Origin of the sequence: Nonomuraea sp. NPDC049784 (genome assembly GCF_040659615.1) — a bacterium.
Taxonomy (GTDB): domain Bacteria; phylum Actinomycetota; class Actinomycetes; order Streptosporangiales; family Streptosporangiaceae; genus Nonomuraea.
In genome coordinates, this window is sequence record NZ_JBFAMX010000123.1 from 1 (window position 1) to 23,825 (window position 23,825).

The window sequence follows — 23,825 nt, forward strand, 5'->3', positions numbered from 1 at the left end:
GCCCGGCACTCAGCCTCTCGCCGAGCCTGAGGCGCTGCTGGCCGAGCAGCGGCAGCCCGGTGAGAGCGCTGAGGAGTTCCGCCGCCGGCGCCGTCCCTGGGAGACCATGGCCAGCGCTGCGGCCGTAGCCGTCCGGTCCCGCGCTGTCCTCGAGGAGGCTGTCGAAGAGCTGGAACGGCTACTGTCCAGCAGCGACCTGACCGACACCAGCAGGGCCCAGGTGGTGATCTGGCACGAAGCACTTCGTACCAGCCACGCTCACCTTCAGAACCTTGATCTGTAGAGCTGGCACGAGCGGCTCCGCGCGAGATCACTCGAGTCGTATTGTCGCAACCGCAGTGAGGTAGGCCGATCAGCCCCTTCACGACAGGCATGGTGCCCACGTGACCGTCACTTGGGAGAAGTTCCACGGTTTGCACGAGGCAGGCGTCGGCCTGCGGCTCGTCGCAACGGCGGGTTGGCTGAGCACGACCATCTTCCTAGACGCGGTGACGAGCGACCATGCGCTGTGCTGCAGCCGCTACTCATTCGTCCCTGCTCGTGCGCGAGCCGCTGTGCTTGCTTGATGATCTCTTCGGCGTAGCAGGCAGCGTCGAAGTATCGCAGCGCGTATGGGTAGCCGATGTCCATCGTCTGTGCGAGCTGAAGGCCCTGCTGCTTGACGCCGTGACGCAAGCGCTCCACGCCGACGGCGTCAAGGACGAACCCTCTCGCTTTCAAATGAGCCAGTACCTGATCAGCGAGCCTGTCAACACGAGCGCCATACCGAGGCTGGCGCCGTGATCCGGCTTGTTCGTCGGCTGCGGGGTCTTCCTGAGCCGGGGGAACGCGATCGGGGGAACTCATCTTCGCATTATGCCGCCAGCCGCGCCGACGGCGAAGCCAGAGCGAGAGATCTCACAACGAAGGCCAGGGCATGGTCCAGCTCCCATGGTGACAGCCGACGTGCAAGGAGCGGCAACAGATAGCGGCAAGGGCGCTCGACCTCGTAGTCGGCGCTGGCCCCGGCGCCTTCCTGGGGGATATCGCACGCACCCTCCGTTCCGGAAGGCCAAGCCGCGCTGGCGCGCGGTCACCCTAGCGGGTGAGCCTTCCTCCACTCCGGCCGCGTGCAATGGCCAGTCCCCAGGCGCCGGGATCAGCCCGGCTGCGATCGAAGGGGACCACGCGGATGACCATTCAGCATCATGCAGCGACGGAAGCGGCAGCTGACCTGGCACTCCCCCTTTCCGGAGGGATCTTCCCGCGAGCGTGGGCGACGTGGGCTGTTGCCGTCGCCACGTCCTTCGCCGTGATCGAGACCGCAGCCTTGCGGTCTGAGCCAGGCCCCAAGACGCTGTCGGCCCAGCTGCGGCGACGGCGGTACCTCAGCGGCGCCTTGATCGCCGCGGGCGCGGCGTGGCTGATCCACCACATCGTCTGGTGCGGGGAGGACGGGGGCCGCCGTGGCTGAACCCATTGTCGATCTGCCGAGCCTGGTCCGTCGTCGTAAGGCTCGTGGACTCACTGAGGATCAGGTTGCCGCCCGGATGGGGATCCTCGTCAGCAACTTCAGGAAGCTGGAAGACAGGTTCCGTTCTGGTGGCAAAGGGGTCCACGCCACCACCGTTTTCGATTACGTCGCGGCGATCGGTTATCCGTTCCAGTACACCTTCGAGGACCTGGTGCGGCACCGGATCGACAGTGACCTGTCGGTGGACGACGTCGCCGCCGCGATGGGGATCAGCGCCGACAGAGTGCGCCAGCTTGAAGCGAAGCTAACAGCAGGCGGGGGCGGTTCGATTCAGACGGTTCTCGCGTACGCCGTGGTCATCGGCCGACCGCTGACCCCGACCGAAGATCCCGCTTTCGCGCCGCCGCAGCCCGCGCCGGCGCAGCCGCAGCCCCGCCCGCGAGGATGGGCTCTGCGCGAACGTGCCTTCGCTATGGCGGATCTGGTCCGTCTCCGCAAGGCGCGCGGACTCGCTGAGGATCAGGTTGCTTCCCGAATGGTGATTTCCGTCAGCAACCTCAGACGCCTAGAGACGGCGCTCCTATCTGGCGGTAAGGGGCTCCACGCCAGAACCGTTTTCGATTACGTCGCGGCGATCGGTTATCCGTTCCAGTACGCCTTCGAAGATCTGGTGCGGCACCGGATCGACAGTGACCTGTCGGTGGACGACGTCGCCGCCGCGATGGGAATCAACCCAGAACATGTGTACCGGCTCGAACGCAAGCTGAACGCGGGCGGCGGCGGTCGCATCCATACCGTCCTCGCCTACAGCGTCGCCATCGGCAAGCCGCTGACACCCACGGAAGATCCCGCTTTCGCGCCGCCGCCCCAGCGGCAAACGGCTCCCCCGGCGCGCCGCCGACGCGGGACTCGCCTGCATCTCGCTGCGGCACAGGAACGACTCGCCGACGAGGCGCGCCAGTTGCACGCTAACGGCGACACCATCCCGAAGATCGCCGCACGCCTTCAGAAGGACCGCAAAACCGTCGAGCGGTACCTGAACACCGAGCGGGTCCAACAGCAAACGGCCAAGGCGCAGCGTGAGCATGACAGGCGACGGCACCTGGCCGCCGAGGCTCACAAACTGGTGGAAGCCGACAAGAGCAACGCCGAAATCTGCGAGCTTCTTGGGATCTCCGAGAGCAGTCTTCTTCGCTACATGAAGATGTTCCCGGCCGAGCCTGGCGAATAAGTCCGCTACCTCGTTGCCCGCGCCGCACAGCAAGCCGGGCAACGAGGCGAAGCCGACCGTGGCGGTGCAGCCAACCCCACGGTCGGCCTTTCCCTTTCTCTGCGCTCCACCTCGTGACGTTCCGGGCCCTCTGACCAACTCCTCCGGTCCGCGCCCGCCGCGTACGCGGGACATCAGCCGAACAGCCCAGCCGGGTTGCGAGCTCCTCAGAAATGCACGTGGGCGCGCAGCGCAACACGACGAGCCCCCACCCCGAGCCTCGAAGGCTGCCTTCCCGAGCGGTGCCATGCCCGCCGGGCTCCCCTCTCCTTGCTGTGCCCGACCTCGGAGCAATCCATGACCTACACCATTGACACTGACGCCTTCGGCCAGGTGTATGTGGTCCCTCGCGAGTTCGCCTACCAAAGCAGCAGGCTCTCCTGCGCCGTTCACCTCACGCGCAAGCTGTGGAACCTCTTGATCGACAACGCCGACATTGGCGATGACCTTGCCAGACACGTCCGCATCCACCATTTGTTGTGGGAAGCCGCCCAGGTGATCAACCAGGCGGCCGAGAACGGTGCCAACCCCATCGACATGCGCGTCGCCCGCCAACGTACGAACGGCCAGCTCCTGGAAGCGAACCTACGCATCTGGCCGCAGGAGGATCCCTGGCGTCCGCTGACGATCGAGCTCGCCGAGGTAGTCCCCGTGGACCACCACGAAAGCGGCGCTGACACCTGATCTCCCGCAGAGAGCATGTCCCCGTCGCCTCACCGAGGAAGGCGCGCCTAGGCCGAAGACCACTTCTGACCCGACGCCCGACGATCCGCGCCGCCGCCGTGTCCACCAAAGCGACCCCGACGTCAATGGGCAACCCTTCTGCTCAGGATGCGCTATTCACCTGCAGGCAGGCGGCAAAGGCGGCCCGGGTAGTTGGCCAGGCTGACCGCACGATGGCTGCTCCCGCACGATTCCCGGCCACGACAGCAAGCCCCGGCCCGCGACTCTCGACCAACCCGATAGCCGCGAGACCGAGTGAGAGTCGGCTGTCCCTTCCAAGGTTCGCTTCGACTGGCCGATCCGTCTGGTCGACGGCCTCACGCTGTCCGGAAGCCGATGCCTCTGTGACCCACCACCGCCATTGAGCGTACCGGCCGCCGCGGTGCGCATTTAAAGAGACCAGCCATGTACGACACCCTCCGGGGCGGTCCCCACGACGAATCACCGCCCCACCCTTCCAACCCCTTCGAACCCATTCGCTACTTCGTGTGTTTCCTCACAGGAGTAGCCGCGGTGTGCGCGCCCGTCCTGTACCTCATTTTCGCCATGAGAGCTGACGGCTGATTCCGCGCACGCGCGATGCCAGTCGGGTGTTGTGACCGACCCCGGTCCGGGGCTCACATTCCAGGCCGAACCCTTTGTACGGCCAGGCACAGGTGCTCTGCCGCCGCCTGTTTCACGCTCCGCACTGCCCTACCAGCAGCACCCACATCCACAGCCGACGTCGACCTGCGGGGTACCCGGCCCGCACGTGATCGCCGTCGGCGCTCCCCGCCTCCGGCGGCGTTCTGCATCACGATCCGCCAGCCGGACACCGTCATCTGTCCTTGAAAGGTCACCGCATATGAGCAAGGTTCCTGTCTACACCCATGACACTGCGCCCGCCCCTATCATCACCATCACCCCCGGCGAGCCGCGCGCCCTCTTGAGCGGCATCGTCTTCGGTTGGTGGAGCACGTGCGTGCACTGCCGACAAGTGATCGACCTGTATGCCGAAGACGGGCAGATCCTCATCGAACTCCAACCTGGTGGGGCTTGCGAAGGGGCCCAGTGGCGCCGCGAGCACCAGGCCAAGCGGCCTGCCGTCCCAAACAGGTGCCCGGAGTGCGGCGAGTCGAAGTGGCAGCCATCAGGCGCGTACGAGACGCCAGCCTCCTCCTCGGTCGGCTTCGTCGGCAGCATCGTGAACGCAGCGGTGCAGGCGGTGTACGCCCAACTGGGCGTCGACTTCCCTCACGCCGCCGAGGCCACCGACAAGGACCAGTACGACACGGTCGTGATCGAGCGGGCAGGTGGGTCGTGAAAGGAAAGAAGGGTTCCTCGGCCGCCACCCGGAAAGACCGCGCTGAGCTCGAGGCCAGGGCGGTCCGCGCCGAGCGGGCCGAACAGCGACTGGCCGGCGAACTCGCCGAGCTGAAAGAACGCCACGACCAGGAGATCCACGCCCTGCGCAGTGCCCTCGCTGCGGCGAAGGGACAGCGCGATGAGGCGGTGAACCCGCTCCTGCTCGCAGCTGAGGAACGCATCCGAGCCCTGTCCGCAGAGCTACTGAAGCTCCGCACCGACCATAAGCGCATCCAGGACGACTACCGGAAGCTGTGCAACGGCATCATGCGGGGTGCCCTCAAGGAAGGGCTCAGTGCCGCTGAGGCGCGGCGCCGGATTGCGAATCTGTCCGGTGAGAACTTCCACGTCCGCCGGCAGGATGCCCAGGAAGACTCGGTGCCCGATTCCCGCAAGGCCGCCTTCGACCGAGCCATGGACGCCAAGGAGCACAACGTCCATAACCGGCTCATAGCGGCGGGCGGCGAGGTGCGCGTCAACGTCACCCCAAGGACCGACCCACCTACCTCCGGGAGCGGGGAATGACAGTCCGTTGTTGCGGCCCCGCCGATGTGGACGTGCCCGGCGCCCCCCTGGTTGCGGCCGTCCGCCGCGCTGTGCCCACCTTCTCCGCCACCGAAGGGTTCGAAAACGATGACCTTGGGTCAGGACAGCCCCGTCAACCGGATCTTCCAGGACAGGACCGGCCATTCCCGCAGCGATCTGGAGCGCCTCCTGCGCACACATGGGCCGATCGGTGAACGAACCGCCTACGAGGTTCATGCCGCGGCGGAGCACCTACAGGACAGGCACAAGGCTCTGACTTCCGCCCTTGCGACAGCTCGCCAGGCCATGGTGACGGCCTGCCTGTGCGCCGCCCGTGGCGAGACCGTCGCGGACATCACACCCCTGACGGGCAAGGTGGCGAATTTGGAGGCGCTGGTCGACCGCTACGACGATGCCGTGCGCAGGCTCCGGCACATGCTCGGGCTGGCCTGCGACACTCTCACGCACCCCGAACTGACCCTCAGGGATCGCGCTGACCTGACCGGCCTGGTCGCGGCGTACCGGCATGCGTGCAGAACCAGAAACGACAGCGAGCACAACGCCGCTCACCAGCTGTCTGACCGTGTCGCTGCGCTCGTGCAGGCCTGAGGCCCCGCATCACGCTCCGGGGCGGACGCCCTGTCGGCGCCTCGGCGCTGAGGACATGCACAGTTCCGATCAACGCTCCCCGGTGTGGTGAGGTCCGCTTCGCGTTCTCGACACCGCCGGGGGTTCCGGCGCGGCTCAGGTGTACTGCCCGCCTCCCCTCTCGGAAGGCCACGCCTTCGGCGAACCTTCCTCGCTTCCGGAGGCGGGCAGTCGTCACCTTTTCAGGCGCCGGAACCTCCGGCGAAGCGTCTGTGGAGACAAAGGATTTGCCTGAGACCTTCTTCTACAACCTGGATACTCCCGGCCACATCGACGCTGCAATGGCCCACATTCAAGAAGCTGTCATCCACCGTACGGCCATCGACATGTACATGGTCGAGCACGGACGAATCTGTCCGCCATTCGTCCCTCGACGTGCCGCCAAGCACTGGGTCAACGTGCGTTATGGCAGCGGCTGGCGCCTCGAAGTGGTCACAGACGATGGCGTGCCCATCACATACGCGCGCGAGGTCGAGATCGTCTTCCTGCCTTGAGGTCCCGCACCCCCACAGCGCCCCTGCCTGCGGTCAAGACACCGCAGGCCCGGACACCCCCCGGCGGTGTGGCCCCGGGCGGCCACGCACGAGCCCTCTTGTGCAGGCGAGGCCATGGCCGACGGATCGCAGCGCCCGTCACCCGACAAGGGGAGATCGTATGTTTCCCGCCGCGCCTCTCGCCCTCACTGAAGAGCAGTGGAAGCTCCTGACGAAGCCGCGCGAGTTCGACCAGTTCACCGTCTCCGGCGCTGACGACGTCGACCTGCTACTCGGCCACGTGCTCGACACACTCGGCTATCTTCCCGCCGAGCATCCCCTGCTGTTTCCGCCGATCCGAGACATGGCGGTCTACGACGCCACCCACGGCGGCGGGCGCGCCTTCGTCGTCGCCATCACGGTGGATGCCGTGACGGTGACCACTGAGCGCATCCATCTCGACGGGTTCGCCGACGTGAACCGCACTCCCGGCGCCCCGGTCATGCGCGCCGTGCTGACCCAAATCCTTCATGGCCTCAACCAAGCCCTGGCCGGCCTGGCCCGGTGGGCGGCTGGCTGCAGCCTCGCCACCTACGCTGAGCAGCACCTGGGCCTCACCGCCGAGGCGTTGGAGGAGACCGTCCACGACACGGCCGTCGACCACGCCCTGACCGTCACCCAAGGCGGCTTGGCCGCGCAGATCGATTACCTGATCCGTCACCTCGGCGTCGACAACACCCGCCGGGTGCTGGAAGCCCTCCATCTCGGACGCAGCACCGCGGTGGCGGCGGATGCCTTCACCGCAGCACCGCAGCCTGCCTAAAGACCCGCCCGGGGGCAGCGTGGCGCACCAGGCCCGCTGTCCTCGGGCGTTCCAACAGGCCACGACAAAGCGCCGCGCTGCGGCTGCCGCGTCCCGCCGGGCATCACCCGCCTCCAGAGAAAGGAAACCGCCTTGGACGTGGAAGAGTTCGTCAACGGCCTGGCCGAGGGCGGCATGCCGGTCGCCGACGACGACCCCGACTACTGCTCCATCCACGGCTGGCACTGCCAGCATCAGGCACGCTGCGAGCCCAGCGAGTGCTCACAGGACGGCACATGCTGCGTCCTCACGGCCGCTTTCAGCCCCCGATCCGATCGCAACGCCGACGTACGCATCCTCATGGCGAAACGTCTCCGCAACGAGCGCACCCGCACTCTGATGACCGTAATCCGGCACCGGCTGGCCGAAGCGCAAGATCCTAATGGCGCGCACGTCACCTGCTACACCTTCAATGGCAACCGAGTGCCTGTCACCGACTCCGGCTACGACGGGGATCTGGTCTTCCACGCCGAGCGGGGCCGTCACGGTTGGCATGTGCGGCGCGGCGCACCCGACGGCCCCGTCTTCGACCACGTCAGACGGCGATGGGTGCCCGACAGGCGATACCGGAACGCCGGCGACGAGACCCCGTACGAACGCCCTTGGGACGAAGCCGTGCTCGCCGCCGTCGAGCTGTGCGGGCAGGCGCTCACCGAGACCCGGACCGCCTCCACCGGCTGCGCGAACGCACCTGCGTCGGCCTCGCCCTCGACCACCTGCTGACCCCATGGCCGCGGCTAGGCGGCCGCGGCTGGTCACCTCACCAGCGCGCGAGCGAGCCCTGCTGCACCACACCGACTCCCACCCCACCGCCACGCCGCCGAGGCCTGGCATCGACAAGGAGGATCATCATGCCCATCGTCATCTCACCGAAGCTCGTCTCGTGGGCCAGCGACATCGAGTTCCCCACTATCGAGCAGGCTGCCCGCATCGCCGCCTTGCCGTTCGTCGAAGGGCACGTGGCTCTGATGCCGGACGCGCACCTTGGGCTGGGCGCCACGGTCGGATCCGTCATCCCCACCCGCGGTGCCGTCATCCCGGCCGCCGTGGGCGTCGACATCGGCTGCGGCATGGTCGCCACGCAGACGAGCCTGACCGCAGCGGACCTGCCCGACACGCTGGACACCCTGATGCCGCTTGTGGAGCAGGCCATCCCGGCCGGCGTCGGCAAGGGACACGACGACCCCGCCGTAGACGCGGGCCTCGCCGCTCTCGGGCAGCCCCACACGGACCTGTCGATCGCGCAGAAGAGCACGGTCGCCCGTCAGTTCGGCACGCTCGGCTCCGGCAACCACTTCGTCGAGGTCTGCCTGGACGAACAGGACCGGGTATGGACCGTACTGCACTCGGGTTCGCGCGGCATCGGCAAGCAGCTGGCCACCGAGCACATCACCGAGGCCAAGCGGCTGATGGAACGCTCCGAGATCGTGCTGGAAGACCCGGACCTTGCCTACCTGGTGCAGGGAGATCCCGAGTTCGGCGCCTACATCGCGGACATGCTCTGGGCACAGAGCTACGCGCTCGGCTCGCGAGCCCGGATGGACCAGGTCCTGTCCGAGGCCCTGTTCAAGATCGTCGGCACCGGCCACCGAATCAGGACGATCAACTCCCATCACAACTTCACCCAGCAGGAACATCATCACGGCCACGACCTGTGGATCACTCGCAAGGGTGCCGTGAAGGCAGAGCGTGGCGACGAGGGCGTCATCCCAGGCTCGATGGGCACCAGCACCTACATCGTGCGCGGCCTGGGCAACCCCCGCGCCTACAACTCGTGCGCGCACGGTGCGGGCCGGCGCATGTCCCGCAAGCAGGCCCGCCGCACGCTTACCGCCGAGTCGCTCACCGCTGCGATGGGCTCGCGGACGTGGAATGCCGACCGGGCGGCCGCCCTGGTCGACGAGCACCCGCAGGCGTACAAGCCTATCGACCAGGTCATGGCGGACCAGAAGGACCTCGTCGAGGTTCAGCACACGCTGCGGCAGATCTTCAACTACAAGGGGTGAGGCTTCTGGCGGCGCATCGCATCACCAAAGCCGGCGCCCGGCGTGAATCGCCCGGCGCGGTCACCAGCGATACAGCCGGAACGCCGACGTGACCGCCACGTCGTGTCGGCCACGTAGCACGACACCACCATCACCTGTACCGGGGTGAGCGCAGAGCGTCAGCACCGTGCGCGCTCCCCTGGTACCGCCTGACCGTGCCGATGTTCATCGCCTGCCCCGCTCCGCCGCGGCGCACCCATCGACCTCTGGCCATACCGGGCGGCATGGCCACCCCACGCAAGGGAGTTCCTGATCATGATCCTTCTGCTCATCCTCGTCCTGGTAAGCGCACTCACGCTCATGGGGGTTGGCGCCGCCCTGCATGACTGGTGGTCCATCATCCCGCCGCTACCGTTTTGGACGGCCCTGATCGTGGCGGTGCTCATAGCGGTGCTGGTCAACATAATGACCCTGTTGAACGTCGCGAGAGACCGGCGATGAAGACACTCCCCACAGTGCTGGAGTACCTGGACGCGCTCGCCGACCTGCTGCTGCGCGTGGTGGCGATCGCGTTCTGCTGGGCCATTGTCTGGGAGGCCGTCGGCGTGCTGGTCATGGCGGCCCTGAGCCTGTAACGCCATCTTTCATAGGCAACGAGGCGGAAATGCTCCGCTGAAGGCCGTCACGAGCGGGGCGTTCCGCCTCATCACGTCACAACCTCTGGCACCAAGGCGGGCAAGGCCACGCCCAACCTCAGCCCTGGGCTGTAGCGCTCCCCTCCTTCTCCGGGCCCTGGCCGGGACGGAGCCACGCCCTCGGTGAGCAGACAGCCAGCCTGGCGCAATGCCCGAGGAGTCCCGGCGGCCCGGTCCCGGCGGCGGGCCTCACACCTCACCTGTTCGTCGTCCTTTCGTTGGAGGCAACACACGCATGTCGCGCACATCTCAGCCCATCCCCTCGTTCTGGAAGACGGTGCCGGTGCTCAAGAAGGCGGCACGTCAGATCGATCGCGCGGTCAAAGCGGCCCATCCTGAACGCGGTTGCTTGCCGGTGCCGCGCCTGCGCGCCCCCGAGCGGCCGCGAGATGTCCGGCGCTACCTCGCGGACCTGCAGCGCGGACTGTTCGACGACGACGGCTACCGCCACCCGGCGTGGGACAACGCCGCCACGTCCTGCTCGCATCTGGCTGCCGAGCACGTCCGCCTGATCTACGAGGTCACTTACTGGTGGTATGAGAACCTGCGTGACCTGGAGCGCTACCTGACGCCAGGACAGGAGGAGGACGTCTTCAACAACTGGCCTCAGCTGCGCGAACCGCGCGGCTTCTATGGCCACTTCGCTCGCGATCTCAATCGGCTTATTCTCCTCACCCGGTGAGTGTCTCGTGGCCTGCAGTGTCCGCCGTGCGAAGAAAGGCTTGCTCGAACAAATCGGCGAGATGATCGCCGACCACCTGGTGCTCGTTCGGGCCTCTGGCTGAGCAGACACCCGCCCTCACCACGCCTCCAACGCCATCTTCCTGCGGCGATCAGCACTGGTCGGCCTGATCCCGGCGCCGCCTGGGTGTACTGGCCGTCCCGTCCGCTCCGGAAGGCCACGCCGCGCTCCGCGCGGTCGCCCACGGGCGAGCCTTCCTGCGCTCCCCGGGACGACCCGTCGCCCAATCCCAGGCGCCGGGACCAGCCCGGCAGCGGCGACAGGAGAGCAGCCGATGCAGCAAGACACCCCCCAGAACCTCATGCATCAGACCGGCGGGCAGCCAGGCCCCATCACGTCGCCCCCGGCGGTCATCGACAATTTCCGGGGCCGATACGAGTTCCTGTCGAACTTCTTCGAGAAGATCCCCGTGATCCTTCGAACCAGGGAAGGCATCATCGAGTTCCCCTCGCTCGAGCACGCTTTCAACTGGGCCAAGAGCCTCGACGGGCGCCAGCGTGCCTGGGTTCTCGCAGCCACCAGCCCACGAGAGGCCAAGAGACGCGGCCGCGCCGTGCAACTACGCCCCGACTGGAACAACTTCACGCGGTTCCTCGCCATGGACACCGCTCTGCGGGCCAAGTTCGCCCCCGGAGGCCGCCTCGCCAACCTGCTGCTGGCCACCGGGGACGCCTTCCTCATCGAGGGCAACCGGTGGCACGACAACGAGTGGGGCGACTGCCGGTGCGGCCAGCTCAAATGCCAGCAGCCAGGCTTCAACTGGCTCGGCAAGATGCTGATGAGCCTGCGATACGAACTCCGAAACCCCGACGCGCCGATCACGCCGCTGTCGGTGATGACCGGTGTACCAGGCCTGTGCCGCATCCAGCCGGCCGCGGTGCCGGACGAACTCGTCGCGGCCGTCACGCGCCAGCCGGACCTGGTCGCGATGCTGAGCGCCGAGCCGCGTGTGGTGCTCGCACGCGTTCTGGAGCTCGTCTACCCGAAGTCGGCAGCCGAACGGGCGGCCAACCCGCCAGCCTCGCCGCCGGCGGCGAATCTGGCCGGGCAGCTTGTCCTGCCCCGCCCAGCGACCCCGGGCAACCACATCCCAGGCGCCAACCCTCACCTGAACTCGGTGCCTGACCCCGACAACCCGCGCCTGTCCTGGAGCCGCCTCGCCTCCGACGGCGACCCCATCGAGGTCCTGTGGAGCGCCGACGAAGCACAGGCCCCGGGCGCACACAGGTATGCGGCAGGCGCCGATCTGAAAGCCACCGTGGGCGCCAGCGCCTGATGATCTTCCACGGTTAGCCGGGATGTCTGCTGGGGGTGTCCCCGCGGCTGCCCGGCTCATCTGACTTCCAGCCTTCGCCAGCCCCACGCCCCCCGCGTGAGGGCTGGCCTCTGCCCATTCCTCCCTGAAAGGGGGTAAACGATCATGCTGTCCAATACCGGCGGTGGCCGTCGACGGGCCTCCACCACGGTGACCGTGACCACCGCCCTGGCTGCCTTGTCGCTGTCGCTGTCTGCCTGTGGCGGCGACACCAGCGCGCCCAGCGTGACCGCGGACTGCGTCGTGCAACAGCCTGACGGCTCCTACAAGGCCGTGGACGACAACTACTGCGATGACGACGACAACGACCACGACTCGTTCGTCTGGATCTACGGCGGCACCTCATCCCACAATGGCCACATCTACGGCGGCACCCGTCAGCGGCCTTCCCACACCAACGTCACCAGCCGGTCCGGCAAGGTCGTCGTCGGCGGGTTCGGCGGCACCAGCAAGGGCGGCGGTGGCTCCTGATGCGTCGCGAGCAGAGCCCAGCCAGACCCGGCTGGCAGCAGATCATCGAATCCCAGGGTCTGGGCTTCCACGGCAACGTCCCCCAAGGCGAGGATGGCCGGCCGTACTGGGACGAATCCGTCCACTACGTGTTCGACATCGCGCAAGTTGAGGACCTGGAGCGTGCGGTCGAAGAGCTGCACGGCATGTGCTTGGACGTGGTGGACCACGTGGTCAGGTACCGCCGCTACAGCGACTTCCGGATTCCGCAGTGGCTGCACGATCCCATCGCCGCCTCCTGGCGTCGCCGTGATCCGCATCTGTATGGGCGGTTCGACCTGTGCTACGACGGGCGCGGCCACGCCAAGCTGCTGGAATACAACGCCGACACCCCCACCTCGCTGGTCGAGACATCAGTCATCCAGTGGTACTGGATGACCGACACCCACCCGGGTGCCGACCAGTGGAACTCGCTGCATGAGCAGCTCGTCGCCCGCTGGCGGAACCTTCATCCGGGTAGGCGGCTCCACCTGGCCCACACCCGCGAAGACAGCTCCGGCGAAGACGAACTGACGGTCGCCTACATGGCCGACACCGCCGCTCAAGCCGGCCTGACCGTGACCACATTGCCGGTCGAGGCCATCGGCTGGGACACCGAACGGCGGCGCTTCGTCGACCAGCATCACGAACCCATCGAGACGCTGTTCAAGCTCTACCCGTGGGAATGGATGACCACTGACGGTTTCGGTACCGCCGCAGTCAAGGCCCAGCGGGTCACCCCATGGGTGGAACCTCTGTGGAAGATGCTCCTGTCGAACAAGGCGCTGCTAGCCGTGCTCTGGGAGCTCTACCGAGACCACCCGAACCTGCTGCCCGCCTACCTCGACGGGCCACGCGAGCTGACGTCCTACATTGTCAAGCCGCTGCTCGGCCGCGAAGGCGCCTCCATGAAAATCGTCACCCCCGCCGGGACCGAAACAACCCCGGGCGAGTACGGCGCCGAAGGCTACGTCCACCAGGAACTCTGGCCGCTGCCCGACTTCGATGGCTGGCGGCCGGTGCTCGGCGCTTGGGTTGTCGGCGATGAAGCCGCCGGCCTGGGCATCCGGGAGACACGCGGATTGATCACCGGCGACACCAGTTCGTTCGTGCCCCACCTGATCCAGAGCTGACCTGCCAACCCCCGCTCGCGGCGGCGGTGCACACGATAGCCCTTCATCCTCACCCGGTTCGAGTTGAGCCAGCAGGCGAACCGGCATTCGCGGCATCTTGGTGACCCCGCTCGCCGCGCTCGGCGAGCGGGGTCACGCTCGCCAGCCCTCGCTGATACCTCGAACACGGCTCGCGTTGACCCGCCACGCCTGCTCAGCGTCGGACTGGCCCATCCTCCCCGGCCGCGCGGCGTAGGCCGCGGCCCGGCCTCGTCCCCTGCCGGACACCGGCTCCTCATGCGTCGGCCCGGGCCGACGCCGATCCGCCGCTCCTTAAGCGGCGCACCTCACACCCGACATCCGACCAGCTGAAAGGACAAGCCCTCAGATGCCATCCAGCAGACCGACCGCTCGCGGCGTCGCCCTGACCGTCATCCTCGCCGCCGGAACCGTCGCTACGCAGTCCCCTGCCGCCGGCGCGGCAAGCGACACCCGGCAGGAGCGGGCCGCCGCTGTGGCGGTCGCCGTTGCCAAAGATCAGGTGGGCGACGTGTATCGGTACGGAGCGACCGGCCCCAACGCCTTTGACTGCTCCGGCCTGGCCCAATACGCGTGGCGCAAGGCCGGAGTGAGGCTACCGCGCGTCGCCAGCAGCCAGTATCGCGCCCTGCGCGTCAAGGTCGCCTGGTCCGACATCAAGCCGGGCGACTTGCTGTTCTTCTGGCGGTTCGGTCACGTCGGCGTCTACGTCGGTGGCGGCCAGATCGTCCACGCCCCCCGTGAGGGCAGCCGCGTCCGCGTCGACAAGCTCAGCCAGGACTGGCTGAAGCGGGCCTTCTCTGGCGCTGGCCGTCCCGGCCTGTGACGCAGGACGGATCCTTCCGTCCTGCAGCGCAGAAACCCAGTCCACCGGCACGCTTGTGTGAGAAGACGCCGCGTGCACGGGCACATCGTCACTCGCGGACGTGATCGCGTTCGGTCAAGCTGCCACCTGGGATATCCCCTGGACCTGGGCATGCTGGCCTGCTGCCCATGACCAGACCTTCAAGGGCGAGTCCGAAACCTGCCCCGGATACGCAAGCGCACGTCGGCCCCTCGAGTGTCGCGTGCCCTCAGAAGCCCAGGCGCCGAACATGTCTGAGCCTCTCACATGCGGACCGGTTCCCGGCGCCCCGCCTGGGTGTACTGGCCGCCCCGTTCGCTCCGGAAGGCCCCAGCCGCGCTTCGCGCGGTCGCCCCTGCGGGGCGAGCCTTCCTGCGCTACCGGTGCGGCCAGGGGCGATCACCAGGCGCCGGGACCGGCCCGGCGGTGTTGGTGGTTCATTCGCCACCACCGATGCAGGGAGAGGCCACCATGCCGACAACGATCAGCCGTTTCGCTGACGAGCATCTGTTCCTGTCCACGTTCGCGTACTCCCCGATCACCCTCCCGACGCGTGAAGGAATGGTGCAGTTCCTTTCGGTGGCGCACGGGTGGAACTACGCCAAGAGCCTGGATCCTCACTATCGGGCCAAGGTCGTCGCCGCCGGCCCCCCTGGAGAAGCCCAGGCGCATGGTGAGCAGGTAACCCCGCGCCCGGATTGGGACGAGTCGATGCGCTTCCGCGTCATGGAGGACTGCCTGCGGGCGAAGTTCCATCCAGGTAGCCAGTTCGCTGATCAATTGTTGTCTACCGGGGAGGCGCTCCTCATCGACGGCAACACCCGGCACGACAACCTGTGGGGCGACTGCCAGTGTGGCCACCCCGCTTGCCGAGCACCCGGGGCGAACGTTCTCGGCCGGATGCTGATGAGCCTGCGCGACGAACTCCGCTTCCCCAGCGACATGAGAACGCCGCTGTCGGCGATGACCGGGATCCCCGGGCTCTGTCGCGTTCCTCCGGCCCAGGTGCCCAACGAGCTCGTCACGGCCGTCACCCAGCAGTCAGATTTGGCCGAGATGCTGGCAGGGGCCGATCTACAGGTCGTACTCGCCCGCCTGCTGGAGATCTTCGTTCCCCCTATCGTCGCGTCAGGTGAGCGGACGTTGGGGTTGGATCGCCCCCTCGACCCTGCGACGCATGTGATCCTGCCTCGCCCCGCCGTCCCTGGACAGGGCATTTCCGGTCGGATATCGCACCTGGACGTGGTGCCCGGCCCTCGTGGCCCCCGGCTTGTCTGGCGTGTTGGGACTGACGCTCGCGGTCCGGTCGAGGTGCGGTGGGACCTTGACGAAGCGGAGAGTCTGGCTGCTCACATGGGAGCTCTCACCGCCGACGTCAAGCGTCGTTCCGCGCTGCAGATCGCACCTTCCTCCCAGCAGTAGCAACTTCAGCCCCCTGCCAGAGGCGTCTCTGCCGCCGCCGGGCAGCACTGCCTTCCCAACGGGTCGGGCAGGGCGGGCAGTGCCTTGACGGCTTCCAGAGCCCGTACAGGAAGCGCCCCGAAATCGCCGGGTAGACGGTACGGCCGACCCAGGACGTACCTGCGCCGCCGGCCTTGATCTGCTGCGCCGACGCGAGCTTCCCCGTTCTTCTCCGCTGAGATCCGCTGACCAACGTCACCGGAGGTGCCGCGGAGGCGGCCGCGAACGCGACCGGCAGCCCAAGGCTCCGCTCGCTGAAGCGGTGGGTCACCACGTGCGACATCGCGCAAGGCGCCCATTTCGCCGGTGTGAGCCGCCTCTCGCTGAGCCGGAGCTTTCGCATCCCGAACCACTCAGGTCCCCAGCCCTCAACAGGAGATGTCACGTGCGCGTGCTCATCCTCGCCCTCGCCGTCGCGCTGGTCCTCATGGCGATCCCGATGACCTACCTGGCCATCTGGTGGGTCGCTCGCCGCCGCCGCGACCAAAAAGACCTGGCCCTGTGCCGGAAATTCCTCCTCCACATCCAGGACCGAGCCCTGGAACACCAGGAACTCGGAGACCCCTTCGCGGTGATCGTCGCCGATGACATCCGCCGCTTCACCTGCAACAACACACTCCCGGAAGGAAATCAGTGAACACCTCTCGCAACATCACCGCCCTGCTGGCCGCCGCAGCGCTATTCGCCTCGGCCGCCTGCTCGGTCACTACTGACACCAACGAGGTCGGGCTGGACTACGACTACGACTCCTGGTCGGGCAAGACTGAGATCGACGGATGTGTCACGCCCGGCCAGCGCGCGTGGCAGGACATCAACGACGTCGGCATCGTCTACCCGGCCGATCAGCGCTCCTTCGACTTCTCCGAGAGCGGCGACGCCGAGTCCAAGCCGATCACCGTGGTCAGCAAGGACAACCTGGAGATGTCCGTAGCCGGCGTGGCCACCTTCTACCTCAACCAGGACTGCAGCACGCTCCAGTCGTTCCACGAGAAGATCGGCAAGAAGTTCGCCGCCGACACCCCGGAAGGGTGGGCACGCCTGCTCAGCGTCTACATCAAGCAGCCTCTGGACCGGGCGATGGACGCAGCCGCGAAGAAATACGACTGGAAGCAGCTCTTCGCCGACCCGGCGATCAAGCAGGCGTGGGAGACCGAAGTCGCCGCGCTAGCCCAGCAGTTCATCAAGGAGCAGGCGGGCGCGGACTTCTTCACGCAGTTCAGGTTCACGCTCCAGCAGCCCCAGCCGCCGCAGAACGTGCGGACCGCCCTCGCCTCCGCTCAGGAGGCCATCGAGCAGAACGCCGCGCAGAAAAACCGGAACGAGCAGGTCAAGACCGAGCTACAGTCCATCAAGGAACTGGTCGAGGTGCTCGGCCCCGAGGGCTACGTCCTCTACCAGGCGATGAAGGACGGCAAGGTGCAGATCGTGCCTGTGCCGGTCGGCAGCAACGTCAACGTCACGCCCAAGCAGTAACTGCGAGCACCCATGCTCCCCGAGGGCCAAGCGGCGCTTTCCGGCTCCCCCTGAGAACCACCTGCGGGAGGCAGACCTGCAACTGGGCACTGGGTCAGCAGGGGGCGGTGTCCAAGCTGAACATGGACAAGCTTGCGAGATCGCCGCATCGGGCAAGGTGAGCATCGTCTACGTGCCCGAGGACGGCAAGGTCGCCGTCGCACCCCCAAGTAGCTCGCAACGTTCGGGCGCGGTCAGTCCCGCGCCCGAACACCCTCCTCTCCTCGGCCGCCCCAGGATTCCCGGGCTCTGTCGCGTTTCCCCGGCTCAGGTGCCCAACGAGCTGTGCCGGAAGTTCCTCCTCCATATCCAGTCCCGGGTGCTGGAACACCAGGAGCTCGGAGACCCCTTCGCGGTGATCGTCACCGACGACATCCGCCTCTTCACCCGCAATGACACACTCCCGGAAGGAAATCAGTGAACACCTCTCGTAACATCACCGCCCTGCTGGCAGCGCTGCGAGGGTGGCGCGGACAGGCGGGAACGACGACACAGCAGCGCTGGCTCGAACTGGAGGCAAACGCCCGGCAACTACGGGTGTTCGAGCCGCACTTCGTTCCGGGACTGCTCCAGACCGCCGCTTATGCACGGCTTCGGCTTCTCGCCCACGCCCGTGTCCACCACGCGATCGACAATGTCGACGACGCCGTCGCCATGCGACTCCGCCGACAGGCCATTCTCCAGCGGGCCGAGGTCGAGTTCCACTTCCTGCTCACAGAGTTCGGATTGCGTTCCGGTGCCTATGGTAATTCGAGTGTGATGACGGAGCAGATAGAGAAGATCAGTGCTCAGGTCGGTGACAACCGTGTCCGCGTGGGCATTCTCCCGCTTACGGCGGAATGGGACGCGAACGTCGATCACGGATTCTGGATGTTCGAAAGGAGTCACGTCCTCGTCGAGACTGTCACTGCGGAACTGAGGCTGAATCGTCCGGAAGAGATCGATACGTACTGGCGCGTGTTTCATCTGCTAGAGAACAAGGCCGTCTATGGTGACGACGCGCGCGCCCTGTTGGGCAACGTTCTCAATTCACTCAGCCGATAAAGATCGTATGCCGTTCCAGGACTCTTGCCGGGGAAGGGGATGAATGAAAGGGTAAATCGCACTCGCAGAGTTCATTCAGCAGTTCATGGAGTAGTGGCGTACTCGACTCGCGGCGGGGAATCCAGGTACACGGTTCGGGCGATGAGCCCGTTGCGCGTTCGAGATCGCGCAAGCTCACGGTCGCCATGCGACGGCTGATGCCCCTGATCACGCACTCCAACTGGGTGAAGCGGCGTGGACCGTGCCCAGTTCGACTAGTACCTGAGCGCTCCACTTGCCGCCGCTCAAGGCCAGGACTTCGGTCGGCGGGCGATCGTCAGGAGCGGGTGCCGTCGTCGCGCTCACAAGCTGAACATTCCCCTCCCGGATTACGCCCGAGCTCTGCGAGCAGGAGGAAGCGACCGCCAGATCTGTGCGGCTCATCTGACGGGCATCAGCGCACGCGACTACGCCTTCGCACTCGAAGCAGGCCTCAGCGACCGCGACGTGCACACCAGCCACCAGGCCGGCCACAGCGTGTACGAGGCGGCACAGAAGCGGCTGCGCAGCCGAGCACCGGCCGTTGCAGGAGAGCGCCCCTTCTGACGCGCCCGCTTCTGCGGTCCCCAGGCATCGCTCGCCCTGCGAACCCAGGGAAACGTCTGGCGGTCTCGGCGCCCACCTGGACGTACTGCGGGGCCACTGCGCGGGTCCGCCGTGCAGCAAGCTCAGGCGGTGAGACAGCCAGTGCTCGCGCCGCCCACATAGGAGCGCTCGCCTCCGATGTCGCGCGCTTCAGCCATCTCCACGCCCCGCCTGCCTTCGAGTAGGAACTCTTCTTCTCTACTCCGGCGAGCGGTGGGAGGCGTCCGCCAGGAAACCTGGCCGCCAGTCCGGCGGCGGCCAGTTTTCCTGGCCGATCACTGTTCGCGCAATGTGGCACGCAGCACATGACCTCCGGCATGGCTGTCTCCTTCATGCCCGTGGTGACCGACGTCCGCCCCGAACACAGATTCAAGACGCCTGCGCGAGCCCTCACTCGCAGGCGCTCTGGAGGAACAAGCCGAGAGGCGACGGCACCTGTCTTAAAAACAGGCGAGCGGCACAGCCGCCTTGTGGGTTCGACCCCCACTTCCTCCGCACTAACGGTTCACGCTGGCGAGCTCCGGCAAGGCCACCCGCCACCGCCTCAACTGCGGCGGCGACTGCCAAGCGGACGCCTCTCTCAACCGCGTCGTCCTATGCCGCCTGCGCTGGAACCCCCGTACTCACGCCTTCATGGAACGACGCATCCAAGACGGCCTGTCCAAGAAAGAGATCATTCCGCCCTAGCGAGAGCGGGCCAAACCAGGACGATGACCTGGCATGAGCGGAATTCCCACACCACAATCCACCGTCTGACCCCATCAGGAGAGACAACGACGATGAACGCCCGGTTCAAGAAGGCAGTCGCCAGGTTGACCTCGCATCAGAAGACTGCGGTACTGGCAGCAGTGGACGAGTTGGCCGCCGCCATGACAGCACGCGACGGGGAGGCCGGAATGGCCGCCGTGCGCAGGGTTCAGGCGCTGAGCCCGGAAGTGGGCTCCGCCCTTCTTGACGACCTGGCCGACGAAGTGCGCAAGCTCAGGCAGGGCGAGTAGCCCCAGATAACTTCGACCCTGGCCCGTCCTTCGGGAGGCGGGCCTTCCGCATCCCTAGCCCCCCGGCCGCGCCGCCCGCGAGCTTCGATGACGCCACAGCCACGGTAACCGTGCTCGCGCCGCAGTTTCGGCGGGCGCACGAAGTGCTGTAGTCGGTCTGGCACCCTCGCATGGGTCCGTCGTGCGCGAAAGCCAGGCGCTGGGAGCAACCAGATCTCCACGCGCTGAAAGACCCGCCTGCCCAACACGGGCGGGCGGCGCTCCAGGCCCGAGCCCGGAGCGCCAGGCGTTCGGAGAACCCCCTTCGGGTGATCGCCGCCGACGACATCCGTCGCTCGTGGCAGCTCACAGGGTGGGGGCAGGCCGTCAGAACAGGAGGAGGAGAACAGCTTTGAGCGCACGTCTAAACGACGCTGTAGGGGACTCGCACGATGCCGATGCTGGACCTGTCGTCCAAGGTGTCCTGCTTCGAGAGGAATTGATACGCCTGCGCCAACAGTGTGGGTTCACGCAAAAGGAGGTGGCGAGAAGCCTGGAGTGGCACCCCTCGAAGGTGATTCGGATTGAGGGCGGGAAGACGCCTTTGCGCAAGGTAGACCTGGAAGCCTTGCTGAGACTCTACCGCGTCGATGATCCAGGACCGTTGAACTGGTTGCGGCGGCTGCATGTAGCTGCGCGCCGCCGAGGCTGGTGGGACGCGTACAAGAGCGACGTGGGAGAAACCTACCTGGCTTACCTTGGGTTCGAGGCCGGAGCGTCCGTCATCCGCCAGTTTCAAGGACTCGTAGTGCCAGACCTTCTGCAGACAGCCGAGTACGCTCAGGCCCTGGACGAGGAGCACAACCGCAGGACGTCCAGTGCAGGTCCGGCGAGCGCGCGGGTGGACGTGCTTATGCGGCGGCAGCAGGGACGGTTGGCTCGCACGACGCCGCTACGCTGCTTCTTCGTTCTGGATGAGGCCGTGATCCAGCGGCTCGTTCGGAACCCGGCTGGCGAACTGATCATGCCTGCACAGTTACGTCACATCGCCGACACCGCTGCCGGTGACGACCTCGTGAGCGTCGCTGTCCTGCCCTTTGGCTCCGGAGATCACCCTGGCATCCACCAACCTGCCTTCACGCTGCTGGAGTTCGCTGGCCCACTGGAGGATCTCCTTCACCTTGGCAATCACAATGAAGGAGTCCTCTTGAGGGGCGAGAACGCTCCTATCGCCACCTATCGCGACCTCTTCGCGGACCTCATTGCGTTGGCCTACTCTCCCGCCGACTCTTTGCAACTCTTGCGAGACGTTGCCGACGCCATGGACCGTCAGCAGACATGAAACTGCATGCCGACCAGCTGCCAAGTGGCCGGTGTGGCCGACACTCGGCTATGACACCGAGGTCGCGCCACCATCCCCTTTCGCAGAGCGCCCGGTCGTAGGTGGCGGGCTCGTCCAATACGCGCTACCCCAACACGCCCACAGCGCCGTGATCCGGTTTCACCAGGATGACCGGGCCCACTCAGCGACGCGGACGATGCCGTGCCCCAGCGTTGGGCACTAGCCGCTGCGCTGCGGGCCAGAGCACGGTTGCATGCTGCGCCTGCCTTCCCTTGGGGGCTCCACGGCGGCGATCCGAAGCTTTCTCGGCGCCCGCCTGGTTCTATCGCATGGCCGCTGCGTGGGGCCAGGCCACGCCGTGCTTCGCACGGTCGCCTGCGGCGAGCCTGGCCCCACTCCGCCGCCATACGAGCTCTTGCTACCCAGGCGCCGAGACAGCTCGCCTCGGCGCAACGGGATACGCGAGAGGACGGCGCATGCTCAAGCCAATCGTTGAATGCGTGGATGGGGACTTTACCAACCTGCTGGAGGTCATCGTCCGCGACGGAGGCCACCAGCTTCCGGCGGGCACCACCAGCTGGGGAATCATCGCCGTGCGGCGCGATGAGAGCACGGACGCCCGTCTGCCACATGGTGGCTGGTCCTGCCCAGAGCCCGGCAACTGGGCCGAAGCCAAGGGCCCGATCGACACCAGCAACGGACGGTCACGGCCCTCTCATCCAGGAGACGGCCTACGGCTGGCCACCACCGAAATCGACGACCTCAGCCCCCTGTGGCAGGCCGTCACCATGGACGGAATCCCCTGCGACCATCTCGTGCTCGTCGCCTACGACGAAAAAGACGTCCTGGGGTACGACAGCCGGGACTACATCAACACCGGTGTGCGGGTCCGGCGGCTGGCCGTGGTCGCGGATGTCGATGGCACTGAGCTGCTCAAGCAGCACGGGAACGGTGCGCACCTGCCAGGTTTTCAGTTGTCCGGCTGCCCTCAGGAAGCGATCTTCGCAGTCATGCGGGGCGCAACCTGGGAGGAGAGCCAGGCGGCCGTCAGGGACGGTATCGCGTCGCCTGGCTACACCTGGGCGCGCGCGGCAGGAGCGAGCGACCAGCAGGTTCGCCTCGCGCTCGCGGCGGGGATTCCGCTGCGGCTCTACAGCGATTGCCTCGCCCGCGGGGCGCACCACGAAGGCATTCTCACTGCGAGCGCCGCAGGCATCGACCTGCTTCTGTATCGGGAGGCGAGCAGGGCTGGCGCCACCCATGACGAGATCATGACCATCTGGCGTGCCGACGTGTCCCTCAGCGACTACATCGACGCACGCGCCCACCAGGTGAGCCATGACCGGTTCCGTGCCGCCCTGAAAGCACGCATCGACTGGGCGGGCTACGACGTTGCCCGCCGGGCAGGAGCAAGCGATCGGCGGGTACGGCGCGCAGACCGGATGAACATTGTTCTGCACGACTACGCTCGCGCTCGGCGGGCGGGTGGAACCGACCGGGAAGTATGCGCCGCTCACCTGGCAGGTGTTTGCTTGCGCGCGTATGCGGCCGCTCGGGAGGTGGGTCTCACCGATGCTGAAATCCACATCGCGCACGAGGCCGGGGCCAACCTGTATCAGTGCGCCCGCGAGCGGTGGGACAGACGCTACGCGACTGGCGCCTTCATCGACGAGCCCCCGTTCTAACAGCATGTCAGGAGACGCCCACATGCGAGAGCGGTCGATAACGCTGGCGTACTACCGCACATACAACGAGGTGGTCGTCGAGGGCCACTACCCCGACCGGCCTGACGACAACTGGATGCTCACCTTCCGCGAGGGGGGAAGCCCGTGGGGAGCCGGTCCCGCGTTCACCCTGTCGCACTGCGAACTTCGCGCCATCTACGACTGGCCGAAGTTCTTCACCACTTGGCAGCAGTTCCCGCCAGCTTCGCTTGACGACCTGGCCACACTGCTCGACTACCTCGATGTGGAGGACCAGACCGAGCCCCGGGCCCGCGCCCGCAGGGAGGCCGGTTGGTTGGCGATGGTGCAAGAGGACACCTTTGAAGACGGCCCCGTGCAGGACGATCATTCGGATCTGCCGCCGGAGCCACACCCGGACGACTGTCCCCCAGAGCACGACCTGTAGATGGGGCCATGGCGGCGCAGGCCCACACCTGCGCCGCCTCTTCCGAAGAGTTCCCCTCGCTGGGAAGAGCCCTTCTGGCGCCCGCTCCTCCGATTCCTCCCCGAGGTCGCTGGCTCTGCACATCCAGGGTGAACGTCCGACTGTCTCGGCGCCGGCCTGGGGTCTACCGCGAACCCGCTTCACGGGGCAAGGCCAAGCCGCTTCGCGGTCGCCTCC

Annotated in this window: 28 protein-coding genes and 1 tRNA gene; all 29 read left to right on the forward strand. The window is 66.8% G+C overall.

Translation table 11 applies throughout. The annotated features are described in order from the left end of the window. Positions 1-283 (forward strand): hypothetical protein (locus AB0J09_RS24650; protein WP_360695355.1); only part of this gene is annotated, 283 nt, incomplete at its 5' end. 257 nt (positions 284-540) lie between these two features. Next, positions 541-783, forward strand: a complete 243-nt coding sequence (locus AB0J09_RS24655; RefSeq protein ID WP_360695358.1) for a hypothetical protein — start codon at positions 541-543, stop codon at positions 781-783. A 508-nt stretch (positions 784-1,291) separates the two neighbouring features. After that, complete coding sequence (locus tag AB0J09_RS24660) at positions 1,292-1,453, forward strand: hypothetical protein (protein WP_360695361.1); 162 nt, start codon at positions 1,292-1,294, stop codon at positions 1,451-1,453. Then, the gene (locus tag AB0J09_RS24665; protein ID WP_360695364.1) at positions 1,446-2,684 is read left to right on the forward strand and encodes a hypothetical protein; all 1,239 of its coding nucleotides are present in this window, start codon (positions 1,446-1,448) and stop codon (positions 2,682-2,684) included. The genes AB0J09_RS24660 and AB0J09_RS24665 overlap by 8 nt, the downstream gene beginning before the upstream one ends. 336 nt (positions 2,685-3,020) lie before the next feature. After that, positions 3,021-3,407: a hypothetical protein gene (locus AB0J09_RS24670; protein WP_360695367.1), complete on the forward strand. Its 387-nt coding sequence runs from the start codon at positions 3,021-3,023 to the stop codon at positions 3,405-3,407. Positions 3,408-4,290: 883 nt separating this feature from the next. Then, the gene (locus tag AB0J09_RS24675; RefSeq protein WP_360695370.1) at positions 4,291-4,749 is read left to right on the forward strand and encodes a hypothetical protein; all 459 of its coding nucleotides are present in this window, start codon (positions 4,291-4,293) and stop codon (positions 4,747-4,749) included. Continuing rightward, on the forward strand, positions 4,746-5,315 hold the full coding sequence (locus AB0J09_RS24680; protein ID WP_360695373.1) for a hypothetical protein: 570 nt from the start codon (positions 4,746-4,748) through the stop codon (positions 5,313-5,315). Before AB0J09_RS24675 ends, AB0J09_RS24680 begins: the two co-directional genes overlap by 4 nt. 108 nt (positions 5,316-5,423) lie before the next feature. After that, positions 5,424-5,924, forward strand: coding sequence for a hypothetical protein (locus AB0J09_RS24685; RefSeq protein ID WP_360695376.1), 501 nt, complete (start codon positions 5,424-5,426; stop codon positions 5,922-5,924). Positions 5,925-6,175: 251 nt separating this feature from the next. Next, entirely contained in the window at positions 6,176-6,457 is a 282-nt protein-coding gene (locus AB0J09_RS24690; RefSeq protein ID WP_360695379.1) for a hypothetical protein, read from the forward strand. A 160-nt stretch (positions 6,458-6,617) separates the two neighbouring features. Continuing rightward, a complete protein-coding gene (locus AB0J09_RS24695; RefSeq protein ID WP_360695382.1) occupies positions 6,618-7,259 on the forward strand; it encodes a hypothetical protein in 642 nt (213 codons plus the stop codon). A gap of 132 nt (positions 7,260-7,391) precedes the next feature. Beyond that, a complete protein-coding gene (locus tag AB0J09_RS24700) occupies positions 7,392-8,021 on the forward strand; it encodes a hypothetical protein (RefSeq protein ID WP_360695385.1) in 630 nt (209 codons plus the stop codon). A 128-nt stretch (positions 8,022-8,149) separates the two neighbouring features. Continuing rightward, on the forward strand, positions 8,150-9,304 hold the full coding sequence (locus tag AB0J09_RS24705; protein ID WP_360695388.1) for an RtcB family protein: 1,155 nt from the start codon (positions 8,150-8,152) through the stop codon (positions 9,302-9,304). Positions 9,305-9,598: 294 nt separating this feature from the next. Beyond that, positions 9,599-9,784, forward strand: coding sequence for a hypothetical protein (locus AB0J09_RS24710; protein ID WP_360695391.1), 186 nt, complete (start codon positions 9,599-9,601; stop codon positions 9,782-9,784). Further along, positions 9,781-9,918 carry a hypothetical protein gene (locus AB0J09_RS24715; protein WP_360695393.1) on the forward strand — a complete coding sequence of 46 codons (138 nt, stop codon included), beginning with the start codon at positions 9,781-9,783 and terminating at the stop codon, positions 9,916-9,918. Before AB0J09_RS24710 ends, AB0J09_RS24715 begins: the two co-directional genes overlap by 4 nt. A 337-nt stretch (positions 9,919-10,255) precedes the next feature. Beyond that, on the forward strand, positions 10,256-10,660 hold the full coding sequence (locus AB0J09_RS24720) for a hypothetical protein (RefSeq protein WP_360695396.1): 405 nt from the start codon (positions 10,256-10,258) through the stop codon (positions 10,658-10,660). Between the two features lie 334 nt (positions 10,661-10,994). Then, the gene (locus tag AB0J09_RS24725; RefSeq protein ID WP_360695399.1) at positions 10,995-11,996 is read left to right on the forward strand and encodes an NADAR family protein; all 1,002 of its coding nucleotides are present in this window, start codon (positions 10,995-10,997) and stop codon (positions 11,994-11,996) included. A 144-nt stretch (positions 11,997-12,140) separates the two neighbouring features. Beyond that, positions 12,141-12,506 (forward strand): hypothetical protein, encoded by a 366-nt coding sequence (locus tag AB0J09_RS24730; RefSeq protein WP_360695402.1) that lies wholly within the window; start codon positions 12,141-12,143, stop codon positions 12,504-12,506. Then, positions 12,506-13,657 carry a glutathionylspermidine synthase family protein gene (locus tag AB0J09_RS24735; protein WP_360695405.1) on the forward strand — a complete coding sequence of 384 codons (1,152 nt, stop codon included), beginning with the start codon at positions 12,506-12,508 and terminating at the stop codon, positions 13,655-13,657. Before AB0J09_RS24730 ends, AB0J09_RS24735 begins: the two co-directional genes overlap by 1 nt. A gap of 367 nt (positions 13,658-14,024) precedes the next feature. Further along, positions 14,025-14,501, forward strand: a complete 477-nt coding sequence (locus AB0J09_RS24740; protein ID WP_360695408.1) for an NlpC/P60 family protein — start codon at positions 14,025-14,027, stop codon at positions 14,499-14,501. 489 nt (positions 14,502-14,990) lie between these two features. Further along, a complete protein-coding gene (locus AB0J09_RS24745) occupies positions 14,991-15,941 on the forward strand; it encodes an NADAR family protein (protein WP_360695411.1) in 951 nt (316 codons plus the stop codon). Between the two features lie 424 nt (positions 15,942-16,365). Next, positions 16,366-16,617, forward strand: a complete 252-nt coding sequence (locus AB0J09_RS24750; protein ID WP_360695414.1) for a hypothetical protein — start codon at positions 16,366-16,368, stop codon at positions 16,615-16,617. Further along, positions 16,614-17,453 (forward strand): SPFH domain-containing protein, encoded by an 840-nt coding sequence (locus AB0J09_RS24755; RefSeq protein WP_360695417.1) that lies wholly within the window; start codon positions 16,614-16,616, stop codon positions 17,451-17,453. Before AB0J09_RS24750 ends, AB0J09_RS24755 begins: the two co-directional genes overlap by 4 nt. Before the next feature lie 157 nt (positions 17,454-17,610). Further along, complete coding sequence (locus AB0J09_RS24760; protein WP_360695422.1) at positions 17,611-17,913, forward strand: hypothetical protein; 303 nt, start codon at positions 17,611-17,613, stop codon at positions 17,911-17,913. Further along, positions 17,910-18,536 (forward strand): DUF5753 domain-containing protein, encoded by a 627-nt coding sequence (locus AB0J09_RS24765; RefSeq protein WP_360695425.1) that lies wholly within the window; start codon positions 17,910-17,912, stop codon positions 18,534-18,536. Before AB0J09_RS24760 ends, AB0J09_RS24765 begins: the two co-directional genes overlap by 4 nt. Before the next feature lie 1,031 nt (positions 18,537-19,567). Then, positions 19,568-19,655: transfer RNA gene (locus AB0J09_RS24770), tRNA-Leu, on the forward strand. 284 nt (positions 19,656-19,939) lie between these two features. Further along, on the forward strand, positions 19,940-20,158 hold the full coding sequence (locus AB0J09_RS24775) for a hypothetical protein (RefSeq protein ID WP_360695428.1): 219 nt from the start codon (positions 19,940-19,942) through the stop codon (positions 20,156-20,158). A gap of 352 nt (positions 20,159-20,510) precedes the next feature. Next, positions 20,511-21,479 carry a helix-turn-helix transcriptional regulator gene (locus AB0J09_RS24780; protein WP_360695437.1) on the forward strand — a complete coding sequence of 323 codons (969 nt, stop codon included), beginning with the start codon at positions 20,511-20,513 and terminating at the stop codon, positions 21,477-21,479. A 476-nt stretch (positions 21,480-21,955) separates the two neighbouring features. Continuing rightward, positions 21,956-23,164 (forward strand): hypothetical protein, encoded by a 1,209-nt coding sequence (locus AB0J09_RS24785; protein ID WP_360695431.1) that lies wholly within the window; start codon positions 21,956-21,958, stop codon positions 23,162-23,164. A 22-nt stretch (positions 23,165-23,186) separates the two neighbouring features. Continuing rightward, positions 23,187-23,609, forward strand: coding sequence for a hypothetical protein (locus tag AB0J09_RS24790; protein ID WP_360695434.1), 423 nt, complete (start codon positions 23,187-23,189; stop codon positions 23,607-23,609). Positions 23,610-23,825: the final 216 nt, after the last annotated feature.